This is a genomic window from Rothia sp. HMSC067H10, from assembly GCF_001810635.1.
Lineage (GTDB): Bacteria > Actinomycetota > Actinomycetes > Actinomycetales > Micrococcaceae > Rothia > Rothia dentocariosa.
The window spans coordinates 1-13252 of sequence record NZ_KV802284.1; the positions used below are offsets into that span (position 1 = coordinate 1).

The 13252-nt window shown below is 57.5% G+C and carries 13 protein-coding genes, 1 tRNA gene and 1 riboswitch; of the genes, 9 read left to right on the plus strand and 5 right to left on the minus strand.

The window, feature by feature from the left end:
- From HMPREF2756_RS02165 to HMPREF2756_RS02195, 6 genes are all read left to right on the plus strand, one after another.
- Positions 1 to 384: pentapeptide repeat-containing protein (locus HMPREF2756_RS02165; RefSeq protein WP_210393501.1), on the plus strand; the 384-nt coding region annotated here is incomplete at its 5' end.
- Between the two features lie 108 nt (positions 385 to 492).
- On the plus strand, positions 493 to 1023 hold the full coding sequence (locus HMPREF2756_RS02170) for a DUF2247 family protein (RefSeq protein WP_070617831.1): 531 nt from the start codon (positions 493 to 495) through the stop codon (positions 1021 to 1023).
- Between the two features lie 167 nt (positions 1024 to 1190).
- Positions 1191 to 1670: a low molecular weight protein-tyrosine-phosphatase gene (locus HMPREF2756_RS02175; RefSeq protein ID WP_246825801.1), complete on the plus strand. Its 480-nt coding sequence runs from the start codon at positions 1191 to 1193 to the stop codon at positions 1668 to 1670.
- Between the two features lie 3 nt (positions 1671 to 1673).
- Positions 1674 to 2321 (plus strand): nucleoside/nucleotide kinase family protein, encoded by a 648-nt coding sequence (locus HMPREF2756_RS02180; RefSeq protein WP_246825802.1) that lies wholly within the window; start codon positions 1674 to 1676, stop codon positions 2319 to 2321.
- Between the two features lie 249 nt (positions 2322 to 2570).
- Complete coding sequence (locus HMPREF2756_RS02185; protein WP_083301650.1) at positions 2571 to 3842, plus strand: multidrug effflux MFS transporter; 1272 nt, start codon at positions 2571 to 2573, stop codon at positions 3840 to 3842.
- A 607-nt stretch (positions 3843 to 4449) separates the two neighbouring features.
- Positions 4450 to 5349 (plus strand): aminotransferase class IV, encoded by a 900-nt coding sequence (locus tag HMPREF2756_RS02195; RefSeq protein ID WP_070617932.1) that lies wholly within the window; start codon positions 4450 to 4452, stop codon positions 5347 to 5349.
- A 91-nt stretch (positions 5350 to 5440) separates the two neighbouring features.
- Here the strand turns inward: HMPREF2756_RS02195 and HMPREF2756_RS02200 are convergent, their stop codons facing one another.
- The 3 genes from HMPREF2756_RS02200 to HMPREF2756_RS02210 all read right to left on the minus strand — a co-directional run bounded on the left by HMPREF2756_RS02200 (position 5441) and on the right by HMPREF2756_RS02210 (position 8593).
- The gene (locus HMPREF2756_RS02200; RefSeq protein ID WP_048751261.1) at positions 5441 to 6241 is read right to left on the minus strand and encodes an energy-coupling factor transporter transmembrane component T family protein; all 801 of its coding nucleotides are present in this window, start codon (positions 6239 to 6241) and stop codon (positions 5441 to 5443) included.
- A 3-nt stretch (positions 6242 to 6244) separates the two neighbouring features.
- Complete coding sequence (locus tag HMPREF2756_RS02205; protein ID WP_070617935.1) at positions 6245 to 7903, minus strand: ABC transporter ATP-binding protein; 1659 nt, start codon at positions 7901 to 7903, stop codon at positions 6245 to 6247.
- Between the two features lie 90 nt (positions 7904 to 7993).
- The gene (locus tag HMPREF2756_RS02210) at positions 7994 to 8593 is read right to left on the minus strand and encodes an ECF transporter S component (protein ID WP_135008460.1); all 600 of its coding nucleotides are present in this window, start codon (positions 8591 to 8593) and stop codon (positions 7994 to 7996) included.
- Positions 8594 to 8650: 57 nt separating this feature from the next.
- A riboswitch (TPP riboswitch) is annotated at positions 8651 to 8753 on the minus strand.
- A gap of 299 nt (positions 8754 to 9052) precedes the next feature.
- On the opposite strand from HMPREF2756_RS02210, the gene HMPREF2756_RS02215 reads away from it, so the two are divergent.
- Positions 9053 to 9286, plus strand: a complete 234-nt coding sequence (locus tag HMPREF2756_RS02215; RefSeq protein WP_070617838.1) for a DUF4235 domain-containing protein — start codon at positions 9053 to 9055, stop codon at positions 9284 to 9286.
- A gap of 225 nt (positions 9287 to 9511) precedes the next feature.
- On the plus strand, positions 9512 to 10906 hold the full coding sequence (locus tag HMPREF2756_RS02220; protein WP_070617841.1) for an MFS transporter: 1395 nt from the start codon (positions 9512 to 9514) through the stop codon (positions 10904 to 10906).
- A 104-nt stretch (positions 10907 to 11010) separates the two neighbouring features.
- Here HMPREF2756_RS02220 and HMPREF2756_RS02225 read toward each other — a convergent pair whose 3' ends face one another.
- Together HMPREF2756_RS02225 and dcd are read right to left on the minus strand one after the other, a co-directional pair.
- Complete coding sequence (locus HMPREF2756_RS02225) at positions 11011 to 12240, minus strand: hypothetical protein (protein ID WP_246825804.1); 1230 nt, start codon at positions 12238 to 12240, stop codon at positions 11011 to 11013.
- 33 nt (positions 12241 to 12273) lie between these two features.
- On the minus strand, positions 12274 to 12870 hold the full coding sequence (gene dcd / locus HMPREF2756_RS02230) for a dCTP deaminase (protein WP_004005998.1): 597 nt from the start codon (positions 12868 to 12870) through the stop codon (positions 12274 to 12276).
- Positions 12871 to 13011: 141 nt separating this feature from the next.
- Between dcd and HMPREF2756_RS02235 the strand changes: the two genes are divergently transcribed.
- Positions 13012 to 13082, plus strand: a tRNA-Gly gene (locus HMPREF2756_RS02235).
- Positions 13083 to 13252: the final 170 nt, after the last annotated feature.

Below are 13252 nucleotides of genomic sequence, written 5' to 3' on the forward strand. Positions count from 1 at the left end.
GACTTCTCCGGGGCGACCTTCACACAGGATGCTGGCTTCATCGGGGTGACCTTCGCCCAGGATGCTGACTTCTCCGAGACAACCTTCACCGGGTACGCTGACTTCTCCGAGACAACCTTCACCGGGTACGCTGACTTCTCCTGGGTTATCTTCAAATACGAACCAATATTTGTATACACACTAGGCAATAAAACCTATAAAGCGAGGTTCTCTTATAAGGTCAATCCAAAAAATTATAAATTCGATGTCTCTCCTAAGAGCTGCAAAATCGAGACCGAAGAACAAGAACATAACGGTACTAAATTCATCATCCCTAAAGGCACAATACTGTTCGACCCCGACGAACTTTCTGAGCAGGAAGATAACGACAGCAACGACAGCTAAAACCGTCTTGAATAACGCAGCTTAGTGCGTATTACCCACCCTTTAGGGTTAGGTAATACGCCAAATGCTACGTTATTCGTGGGACTACAAAGATAGGAGGTTAACGCTATGATGCTGGGCACGTACTACATAGGCTATGAAGGCATCAGAAAGAGTGCCCTCACCTGGCAGGGTTTACGTTGGGGGCTCGCGCAGGGATACATCAGCCACGCAGATATTCTGCGATATGCATCCGACCGGTTGAAGGAAGACTCCAGCGACCTGGAATACGAGCTCTACCAGTGCAAACCCGAACACACCTACCGGATTGATGGGATTCTGGCCGAACTCGCGCGGCACGAAGACTCCCCTGAACTCACCGACCCCGACCCCGGAAGCACCGACCCCCGCCACGCGCTCTGGCTGTACCTGCTGCTCAAACATGTGTATGAGCACCGCAAGAACTTTGACGACCCGCTGGGCGAGGTAGAAATTCTTCACGCCGATTTTGGCTACCCCAAGGATGTGACCCCGTTCGTGCGATACATGCCCCCGACCGACTATGACCCTTCAACGTACACTCGTCAAGAGAACATCGACAGACTCTATGCTCTGTGGGAAGCATACTTACATGAGGCTAAAACCCGTTTTGAGGTGTAACAGCCAAAACTTGCCTGCCTATCTAGAAGAGTTTTTTGCATTCAGAAGCGATAAGCTCTTCTGAATGCAAAAAACTCTTCTGAATAGAAACGACGCTTCAGCAGGCAACCCTAATACCGCTGCCTTTCCGGTGCCGCTGGCATACACTTAAAACCATGTACCGCATCATGACTGTCTGCACCGGAAATATTTGCCGCTCCCCCGTGGGCGAGTACCTGATTCGTGAGCACGCGCGCCAGGCGGGGCTTGAGATTGAGGTCGCGTCCTCCGCCATCACGGATTATGAGATCGGCAACCCCATCGACACCCGCGCCGGGCGCATACTCACCGCGCGCGGTATCGACCCCAGCGGGCACCGCGCATCCAGATTCGTTGCCGAAGACTTTGACCGCTACGACCTGATTCTGGCGATGGACACCCCGCACTACCTGCACCTGAAACAGCTTGCGCGCACCGAAGACGACAAAGCCAAAATCCGTATGATGCGCTCCTTCGACCCCGCGATGGCGGGCAAAAACCTGGACGAACTGGGCATCTACGACCCCTGGTACGGGCAGATGCGCGACTTCGAGTACACGACCGAGCTTATCGACACCGCAGCGCGGGCGCTGATCGCCGAGCTAAGCGCAACCCCGCAGGAAAACTAGCGCATGGGTGTGTGGAGCATAGGTTTCGGCAACGGCTACGAAACCAACGACGTTGAGGAAATCTTCGAGTTCTGCCTAGAGACGTACCACGAACTCACCCTGCCGCCCACCGACGAAGACGGAATGCCGCTCGATAACTCCACTTTCAGCGACGCCGCATTACCGACGATCATCGGTATCGACGGTCGCAGCGGAAGCGGCAAAACAAGGCTCTCCGAACTCCTAGAACTATCCTTATCCGCCAAAGGAATCGGTGTGCGCGTGCTCAACCTCGATTCCATCTACCCCGGCTGGGACGGGCTGGAGGAAGGCACAAAAACGTGGCAGAAAATCTCGTGGAACCTGCGCAAAGGCAAGCCCGCCAGCTACCGGGAGTGGGATTGGCACGCGGATGCTCCCGGCCCCAAACACACGATCAACCCCACCCAGGAAACCGTCATCATCTGTGAGGGCGTGGGGGCGATCGCCGGTACCTGCGATGTACGCATCGTGGTGAAGGCACCCAACGAGCTGCGGTACAGGCGGGCGATAGACCGCGACGGTGAAACCTACCGCCCGCATTGGGAGCGCTGGGCGGCGCAGGAAGAAGCCCTCTTCGCCGCATACTCCGCCACGTATGCGCAGGCGGACATCATCTACCGCACGGCGTAGCCCTCTGCCCTGCTGTTTGCTGTACCCATGCTTACCCTCCCCTGATACAAAGAACCTTGTTCGTGAATGAAGAGTTATAAATCCCGCTTTACGAACAAGGCTTTTTTATGTGCCCAGCGGCGGCAAAAAAGTTTAGCGCACACGCCACTTACGCCGGATGCGCGCATCCGCTAGACTAGAAAAGTTGCGTTTCCAGCCGGGCGTATTCGGCGCCGTTACGCGTTCATAAACCTAGAAAGCACTCTACCCGTGTCTTCGTCACAGACTACCTCTCAGCAGGGTCATGAGCACCCTGATCACGTTAAAGTTTCCTTCGGTATTCCTGCCCCCGTTATCGTCACCCTTGCCGCGCTGACCGCTATCGCTCCGCTGGGTATCGACATGTACCTGGCCTCGCTGCCTACGGTTGCACGTGAGCTCAACACCACCGATGCCGCCGCATCTATGACTCTCAGCGCCTTCATGATAGGCATGGCGCTCGGGCAGCTTATAATCGGCCCGCTCTCCGATAAAACCGGCCGCCGCAAACCGCTTCTGATCGGTTCTGTAGTCTGCTTTATTGCGACCGCGCTGTGCGGATTCTCGCCCAGCATTGAGGTCTTCATTGCGGCGCGTTTCCTCATGGGCTTCAGCGGTGCTATTGGCGCAGTACTTGCCCGCTCGATCGTTGCAGATACCACCAAGGGGCTGGCAACCGCCAAGCTCATGGGCGTCATGATGATGATTAACGGGTTTGCCCCCGTGCTGGCGCCGCTCTTCGGCGGGTGGGTGCTGTCGTGGGGCACGTGGCGCAATATTTTCCATGTGCTCACCGTAGTGACCGCGCTGCTCATGCTCGCCGTGATTTTCATTCTGCGCGAGACTCTTCCCGCTGAAAAACGGTACAAAGGCACCGCGCTGAGTGTCTACTCCGAGATTCCGAAAGTGTTCAAAATCCGCCGTTACCTGGGTTTTTCCCTCACCATGTGCTTTGCCTTCGGCGCAATGTTCTCGTATATTTCGGGTTCCACTTTCGTTCTCCAGAACATTCTGGGTCTCGATGCCGGGCAGTTCACTCTCGCCTTCGGGGTGAACTCCCTCGGCATTGTGGCAATGAGCTCGCTGGCAACCGCGCTAGTTGGTCGTATCGGTCAGCGCGTGATCGTCAATATCGGCGTGATTTCTCTCCTGACGGTCTCAATCCTGTTGACTATCTCATTCGCGCTGGGTATTTCGCTGTGGCCCACCCTGATTCTGCTGTTCTGCCTCACCTGCTCGGTGGGTCTGATTTTCGGTAACTCCTCGGCACTGGCGCTGAACGAGGCGCGCCATATGGCGGGCAGCGCATCCGCCGTGATGGGCACGATTCAGGCGCTTCTGGGCGGACTTGCCGCGCCCCTGGTTTCGCTGGGCGGCGAGGGTTCCTATATGCCGATGGCGTTCTCAATTCTGGGCTTCGCACTGATGACCGCGCTTGTGCTCTTCACAACCCCGCGTAAGGATGCCGACTATGCGGCAGACGGCGGCGAAGGTGGGCGCTAGCGCTTCGCATCAAGCGTGTTAAGACGTTGATACCCAAGAAGCGGGTTTTTGCCAAAAAGATGAAAAAATATCATCATTTTCGAGCAGAAACCCGCTTCTCGGCGTATTCGCGCCGGTAACTGGTATCCTGATAAATCCTAAGATTTTAAGGAGGCTGACCGTGAGCCCCGACGAAAACCTCACAAGTGCAGAGATCATCAAACGGTTCAACCACTTCTACGACTGCTGGCTGGATTCGATCACCGTAACCTACGCACATGGAACAGCTGTTCGTCTGCGATTCTGCGCAGTGGACTGGAACCATGTAGACGGCGGCTGGGAGAAGGCCGCTAACGACGACGTCTGGCGGCATGTCACCGTAACCCTGGAAAATATTTCGGACTACCGGGTGCAAGGCCCGTTCATCAGCATATGCAGCGGAGTTCATGCTCTCGAACGGGACGGCAAAATCGGGCTCGACGTCGAAGGGTACAACGACAACCCCGAAACCTTCGAGGACATCGCAGAGGCAGACATATACTTTATCGCCGAAAACGCCACCTGGGAGCTGGGCCCGCTCGGCGTGCACTGCGGTGAGGGAGGGCACGTGAGCCACTACACTGGAAACATGACTAGTTCCGTAATGCTCCTAAATTCAGAGAACCCGCAAGGCGTTTTCGTAGACCCCGCCCAGCCGCTTATCGGCGTGGAAGATCAAGGATTTACCCGTGGCGACGGCATTTTTGAGACCATGCTCGCCGTAGATCGGCGGGTACGAAAACTTGATATGCACCTCGCCCGACTCGAATCTTCGGCGCGTATGCTCGACCTGCCCGAACCCGACCTGCACCAGCTTCAGGATGCGCTGGCAAACCTTCTCGCCCAGGCCGTACCCGGCGCCCACACGGAACTCGGCGAAGAGCATATTGTCAAAATCATTATCTCGCGCGGGCTGCCACGTGTCTCTGTGGGAATGCCCGCCGGTCCATACACCCTGCTGATCGCGTCCCCGGTGCCCGAAACTACCGTGAACCAGCGGCAGAACGGCGTGAAGGCCATGCTGCTGCCACGCGGGCACGACCCCGCCGACAACACCGCATACCCGTGGCTGTTGGCGGGCGCAAAAACACTGTCATATGCGGTCAATATGGCGGTTTTGCGGTATGTGCACAGCCGCGGCGCGGATGACGCGATTTTTATGACCGACAACCGCCGCATTCTGGAGGGGGCAACTTCGTCGGTGTTGATGGCGCGTATCGAAAACGGTGTAAAGACGCTGTACACCCCCGAACCGAACCACGGAATCCTGCCCGGTACCACGCAGGGCGCTATTTTTGAGGCGGCGCGGCGCGACGGCTGGGAACTGGGCTACGGTCCGCTATACCCGCAGGATCTTTTCGAGTCAGATGGGGTTTGGCTCGCCTCCTCGGTGCGTCTGCTCGCCCCCGTCACGCATCTGAATGGTACGGCGTTAGCGCACGATTCGCAGCTCACGCACCGGTTCTTGGAATACCTGGCACAGGGCTAAGGTACAGGGTTAGCGGCGCAAGGCTGATACTTGCGCCGCGCCTTTACCCCGGTTTTCAGGCCCGGAGTACCTAGCGGCAGCTTCAGTGCGGCTACTGCCATAAGAAACGCAGAGTTCCTAGCCCCAACGAAACCCCGTAGGCGCACGCCACGATCACGGCGGCGGCAACCGCAACATACGCATCACGCCGGGAATAGGCAGGCACGCGGGCCCAGGAACGTTTGCCGGTACCGAAACCACGCGCCTCCATTGTGACCGCAAGGCGCGAACCGCGGCGAATTGCCTGTACCATGAGCGCGAAGGCCTGCCCGGCACCGGTTTTGATGCGCCCGAGTGGACCTTGCCCCGCACCCAGCCCGCGTGCACGCCGCGCTTGCCCCAGCGTATTCCATTCCCCAAATAGGATGCCGACAAGGCGTAACGCCGCCAACGCGGCAAGCACGAAACGGGCGGGCAGGCGGAATGTTTGGGCAAGCGAATCGCCCAGGTCGGTTGGGTCTGTTGAGAGCACAAATGCGAAGGTCGGCAGAATCATCGCCAGGGAACGAATCATCATCGAAAACGCCGCCGCGAGCGACCCTTCCGTGATGGTGTTCAGCCCAAAATCGAGTAGGACGGCACCGGTTTTATTGACAAGGATCGCCACACTCCAGCCAGTGGTCAGCACCGCGATCAGGATAGGCCAGCTGCGCGCCAGCAGGTTCACAGGCCGAAACCCGACCGCAATAAACCCCAGCAGTTCCAGCCCAAAGATGATAGCCGCGGTTACCGGGTCTTGAATGAGGATTGCCGCAAGAACCAGCACGCCCGCAACCACTAATTTGACACCCGCGTTAAGCCCGCCAAACCAGCTGTTGCGCTCGGCACTCGGCCCGAAAAAATCGGTATTCATGTGCTACTTCCCTTCCTGAAGACTCAGGTCTGCGGGCTCATGCGGCAGGCTTTCAAGCGTGATACTCCGCCCGCCCAAAGCCGCCGTAAATTCGAGATCGTGAGTCACCGAGATCACCGCAACCCCCTCAGTAAGAAGCCCGAGAATCAAGTGCACCAGTTCGCCCCAGGTGCTCGCATCCTGACCGAAAGTCGGTTCGTCAAGAATCAGCACGCGCGGCGCCGTCGCCAAAGCGGATGCAACCGACAGCCGGCGTTTTTGCCCGCCCGAAAGCGTGAACGGGTTGGCATCTAAAAGCCCTTCTAAACGCAAGCGTTCGGCGAGGGAGGCGGTGGCGGCGGAGAGCGCATCATCATCAATTTTTTCGCGGCGCAGGGCGGCGAAGCGGCGTGGCCCGAGTTCGAGTTCTTCACGCACGCTGCCGCGCACGAATTGGTATTCGGGTTCTTGGAAAACGTAGCCGATGCGCCCAAGCAGCTGGGCGGGACTCCAGGAGGGAATATCCCAGCTGGCGGCTGTTTTCTCGCGGGTGAGGGAGCTTTCTGCCGTTGGGTTTTGGTCGAACTCGCGCAGTGCTTCGTGGGCGTGCAGGGTTCCGTTGGGGGCATAGAGAAGCCCAGCGAGAGTGAGTGCGAGGGTTGATTTTCCGGCGCCGTTGGGGCCGAGGATGCTCAGGTGCTCGCCTTCTCGAATGCTCAGGTTAATACCCCCACGTAGGGTAGGAATATCCAGGGGCACGGGTGCGGGTTCCGGCATGGTTTTGAGCTGTCGTCGGCGTGCCCTTAACTGTTTTTTGTTCGGAAATTCCCGCGTAATCGCAAGGTTTTCGGCGCTTAGGAGTATGCGCCCGCTCGGTGCCGCAGCGGCGGCGGGTTCGGGAACATACCCGGGCACCCACACACCGTTGGCGATGAGGGTTTCGCGGGCTTGGGCGAGCACGGTTTCGGGTGCGCCGTCGTGGGTGATGCTTCCATCGGCACCGAGCACGATAACGCGGTCCATATGCTGCGCCCACACGCCCACCCGGTGTTCGACGACGATCAGGGTGGCACCGGTTGCCGTGACCGCCTGCACCACGGCATCGCGCACCTGTTGAACGCCTTCGGGGTCGAGGTTCGCGGTGGGTTCGTCAAGCAGAATGGCGCGCGGGTGCATCGCCAGGATTCCGGCGAGCCCCAGGCGTTGTTTCTGCCCACCCGAAAGCGCATTCGTGGGATGCCCATGCGGCAGGTAGTCGAGCCCGACGACGGCGAGCGCATCATCAACGCGCGCCCAGATTTCTTCGCGTGCGACCGCAAGATTTTCGGGGCCGAAGGCTACGTCATCACCCACGCGGGCGAGCACGACCGATGATTCTGGGTCTTGCTGCATGAGCCCGATGAGTCCGCGTGCGTCTTCGGGGGCTACGCCGTCGATGCGCGCGCTGCCGCTTTGGCTTTGCCCGTCGTGATCGTGCAGCACCCCGGCGATAGCGTGCAGGAGCGTTGATTTTCCTGCGCCGGAGGGCCCCAGCAGCAGTACTTTCTGTCCGGGTTCGATGCGCAGGTTCACGTTCGAGAACGCTGGTTTTTCGCGCCCGGGGTGGTGCCAACCGAAGTTGTGAAGGTCGATTGCGGCACCGCGGGCGGGCGCATCGGGGGCGGTACTGTGGGGTTCGGTCATGGTTGCACCCTGGGTTGCGGATGGTTCAGGATGTTCCGTGTTTGAGGGTTTGAGCGTTGGGATAGGCTGTGACATACGCCTGCCTGCCTATTATCCGCGTGCGGTACGTGCCTGCACGCCGGAGGCAAGCGAGGCGAGTACCCCGGTTTTAGCGAGCGCTTTCGTGAGTCCCCAGGAGAGCACCCCGGCGAGCACAATCCCTGAGACGACCGCACATACCACGTAGATGACGGCTTTGAAGATTTCCATGTCTGGGTAGTAGATGATGATTTCGTTGACACCCATGAAAAGCCCGCTCAGTGCGCCCGCGAAGGCTGCTGTGCTGAGGTTCCAGACTCGGTACCCGAACACGGCGAAGGCGATTTCCGCACCAATTCCCTGGAAGAATCCGGCGATGAGGATTGATTGGCTCCAGGCGCCTCCGGTGAGGAATACGGAGATGACGGCGGCGACGATTTCGCAGTAGAGCGCGGCACCGGGCTTGCGGATAAGGTACCCGCCGAGCACACCGGCGAGCAGCCACATACCGGCGACGATGGGTCGGTATTCGGGAACCGCCGCGAAGAGCGTTTTAGTGGCGGGGTCTACGGCAATATCCCAGATCCAGAAGATTACCGCGCAGGCGGCGGCGATCACAGAGACGATAACAATTTCATTGACCCGCCAGCTGAGGCGAGATTTTTGAGACATATTTTCCTCCCATGATTGGAAGGGGAACATCCACACCCGTTGCGGGTGGGGTGTTGAGAAAAACATATTTCGACTCCCTACGCCGGTACTAACCGGATCAGGTTCGAGGGTCTGCGTTGCACTCTCAGCGCCCGTCTGCGGCGCTCCCCTGTCGTGTTGCTTCGAGAGTTCGAAGCTTATAAACGTTTACATTCTATGCCGTGTGAGTCGTTTTCTGTGAGTTCGTTGAGTTTTTGAATCGGTTTATGACAAGAACGTGCGGCAGGTCGGTAATATGATTCCTTGATTTGCCGCTGGTATACACCTTTCAGGCCCGCAATACTGTGCTTTTTCTCACATTCTAGAGTTTTTACCCTAATTTTTCGTGTATGCGCGCGTTAAAACAGGTCATATTCTCTGCATCTAAGTCGCAAAGCCGATAGGCTAGGGATAGTCACTTCTGATTTTTGAGGAGAATATATGAACCCCATAGCAAGGATTGCTATCACCGGTGCCAATATGGCCGCCGCCGCCTTGGCAAGCAAGGGTCTTGGTGCAGCGTGGAAGCGTGTGACCGGTAACGAACCTCCTACCACCGACCCCGAGTCCGAAGACACTCTGCGCCATGTTATTGTGTGGAGCGTCGTCACTTCCGTGGTAGGTGCCCTGGTAAGCGTCGGTATTACCCGCGCACAGCGCCGTTTCTTCTCATAATTTCACGGTGTATTTGGATGGATGCGCCGCCCCCGCAGCCTTCAGGCTGTAGCGGTGTGCGCATCTTTTCCAATGTGCTGAATAGTCTGCCTGCTCAGAAGAGAATAAGGCGCTTGGCACGCTGGGAGGCGATGCCTACGGCAGTGTCGCCGGGGGTAAGCTGCGAAACCAGCACTAGATTGAGGGCGCCTAGCTGCGTCTTACACGAAAGTGAACACATCCGTTATGACCTCACACGTTCCCGATCACAGTAACAGCCGCCGTTCGGTCACGTCCTGGGTGCTGTGGGATGTTGGTTCATCAAGTTTTGGCACTATCATGATGACCTTCATCTTCACGGTCTACCTCACGAGCTCCTATTTCGGGTCTACCGAAAGTGCTTCTGCGGCTCTCTCTTTAGGATTGACTGTCTCCGGGGTCTGCATTGCGTTTTTTGCTCCGGTCAGCGGCCAGCGCGCCGACAAATCCGGTACAGGTATCTTCTGGTTGGGTGTGAACACGCTCAGCATGGTGCTTCTTTCCGCCCTGTGTTTTTTCGTGGAACCTAACCCTGGGCACCTGTGGTTAGGCGTGATCCTGATTTCTGCGGCGAATATCTTCAGCGAATTTGCCGCCGTGAACTATAACGCCGTGCTGCCGCGAGTTTCAACCCCGAATAATATTGGTAAAATCTCTGGAATCGGCTGGTCTGCGGGTTATGTGGGCGGCCTAGTGGCTCTGCTTATCGTGTTGTGGGGATTTATTTTTGAGCCTAACGGGCTGCACCTGAGCACCGATAACGCTTTCAATATTCGTGCGGTAACGTTGTTTTCCGCCCTGTGGTGCCTGGTTTTCTGCGCCCCCATCCTGATTCGGATGCGCCGACGCAAACACGTGTTGCCAGAGGTGCTGCCCACCCGCGAGCTCAGGTTCCTAGAACGCGGTCTCTCGCGTCTTTCCCCAGCGCGGCAGGGAGGACTATTCGCCTCCTATAAGGAACTGTGGCGCACCATTGTCAGACTTCGTAAGACTGCCCCTCAGACTCTCTATTTCCTGTGTGCCAGCGCTATCTTCCGCGATGGTTTAGCCGGTATCTTCACCTTCGGTGGCGTGCTGGCGGCCGGTTCTTTCGGGTTCAGTACTTCGGATGTCATTATTTTTGGTGTTGCCGCCAATGGTGTTGCCGCCGTAGGCGCGGTGCTGGGCGGGTATCTGGATGACTATCTGGGGCCCAAAAAGATCATTATTGTCTCGCTTGTGGGCATTCTGATTGCAGCCGTGCCCCTGCTCTTGTTCCCCTACCCTATGACCTTCTGGATTTGCGCGCTCATTCTCGCCCTTTTCGTGGGACCCGCGCAGTCCTCCTCGCGTACCTTCTTGGCGCGTATCGCCGATCCCGGTACGGAAGGTGAGCTCTTCGGTCTGTATTCGACAACAGGTCGCGCAACTAGCTTCTTGTCCCCCTTGCTCTTCGGCCTGTTCGTCACGATTTTTAATGCTCAGGTGTGGGGTATTCTCGGCATTATGGTCGTGGTGCTGGCGGGCCTGCTGCTGGCCCTGCCGTTAGAATCGCCACAAGCGCTTCACCTGCGCAAGGCACGCCGCGCCGAAAAGAAAGTTTCCAAGGCGGCGCAACGGTAGCTCTTTACCCGTTTCCCCTAAACTCGTGCGCCCCTCAACCTACGAGTCTTAAACCCGCGAGCAGATAGCGGATTGCTATCTGTTCGCGTATTTATTGGGTTTGTTTAGTTCGAGTCTTCTTCGGTATACAGCGGGTCGTCTACGGTGCGCATCGTGAGTATACCGCTTTCAGACAGCTGCTCAACAACCTGGCGATGCGCATCCTCGGGCAGCCCCTCAAACAGCTCGCGCATGACTTCGTAGTGCTCCCGCACCGTCAGTTCGTGAGCGGCGTTAATCCAGCACTCCGCCGCGAATGCGGAAAGCTCATCCAGTGAATCTCCGTGATGCAGCAGGAATCTTTCTCCATCCACCAGGTACCCGGTGGTGCCGAACATGCGTTGAAGAACCTGCGTGCCGTTGGGGTATACGTTCGGTAGACGGTCAGGTGTTTCAAAGGTCTCGTACTCGTCCACTCTCTCAGAGTTCGGGAGCACAGCATTCTCGGCGAGAAGTTCACGCACGAGCGGCTCAATATCTTCAACCTCGGAATACACCAGCCGCCATACGCCGCCGCACTGCTCAAACAGGCGAATAATCGAGAGCACACCCTCAGGGTTGAGCACCACGCCGGAGGTCTGCTCGGCAATCGACATGAGCGCATCCCCCAGGCTCACACGCTCAAGATAGGGTTTCGTGGGCTCATCGGTGCGCCCCACCATGACGACGCGAGCGGCTGTATAGCTCGTATCCTCACAGTCCGCCGCGTTCAGACCCAGATCCACAGGGTTGCGCTGTTCCTTCGGCTCGTCGTCAGAGACCACCAGCGACAGCGGCTTCGGGTAGGGGTAAATCTCACGGTCGGCGCCCACGATCGTGGTTTCGTCCGTAAGATAGGTGAACTTCTTCCCCAGATACTGCGCGGCAGTCGTCTTCCCCCGCCCCGAAGCACCCACCAGCACCAGCGCGCGCTTCGTAGCGGGGTCGCCAATGGCGGCGGCATGCAGCATGGTGCGCTTACCCGCCAACTGCTGAATCATAGCAACCGTCAGGTTAGACGTCAGAGTCTCCAACGCCTGCTTCTCGTTCTGAATATTAAGAATCTGCAGAATCCCGAACGGGTTCACCAGGTCGGGGTGCTCGTCAAACAGATTCACACTCCCGTCCGTGAGCACAATAGCGTGCGCCACAGACTGGGTTGCCTCAAGGGCATCATGCACACTATCGAAGAGGCGCGGGGATAGGCTCCCCCAAGTCTGTACGATCTGCTCGCGCAGCGCATCTGGAACACCGGGGCCAAAAATAACCTTCAGATCGGCACCGGCAGGGCTTAAAGCCATTGTCTTGAACGACAAGGTATCTCCTTGAAAAAATCATGCGGACGGCGACTAGTCGCCAGATTTCTCAACGGGGATCTCTGTACGGTGAAAGTTCAGGTAGCTGCGCGATGCGGTTGGTCCGCGCTGCCCCTGGTAGCGGTTTCCGTATGCGCCGGAACCATACGGATGCTCAGTCTCGCTTGTGAGCCGGAAGAAACACAGCTGACCGACCTTAGACCCGGGCCACAGCATGACCGGCAGGGTCGCCATATTAGACAGTTCCAGGGTCACGTGCCCTGAAAATCCGGGGTCAATGAACCCTGCGGTTGAGTGAGTCAAAAGCCCCAAACGCCCGAGTGAAGACTTACCTTCCAGGCGAGCCGCCACATCCGCAGGCAGGGTCACCTGTTCATAGGTGGAACCGAGCACAAACTCGCCAGGATGCAGAATAAAAGGCTCGTCGGGGGCAACTTCCACCAGACGAGTCAGTTCCTCCTGCTCCTGCGACGGGTCAATATGCGGGTACTTATGGTTGTCAAACAGACGGAAAAAGCGGTCGATGCGCACATCGACGCTCGCCGGCTGAATCATCGAATCGTCAAACGGCTCAAGTACGATACGGCCGTCAGCAATTTCTCGTCGAATATCGCGGTCTGAAATAAGCACACTCTAAGGATACCGACTCCAGACTCCATACTTCACCATTGCTCAAAAAGAACAGCCGACAAGTCAAAAATAAAAATCTGCGGCAAAGTATGCGAACCGAGGCAGCACACGCTACACTAGGTTAAGTCCGTTCACGGATGCGCGGCTGTAGCTCAATGGTAGAGCGCACGCTTCCCAAGCCTGATACGCGGGTTCGATTCCCGTCAGCCGCTCTCATAAACCCCTAGCTTCTGTTAGGGGTTTTCGTGTGCCCAATTTTAGACGGGAATCGCTTCCAGGCGCGGATTTGGCACCTCGCTCGCTCGGAATCCGCACCCTCCAGCCCGTCAGCCGCTCTCAAAAGTTCTGGTATTTGCCAGGGCTTTTTTATTTTCCTCAGCTA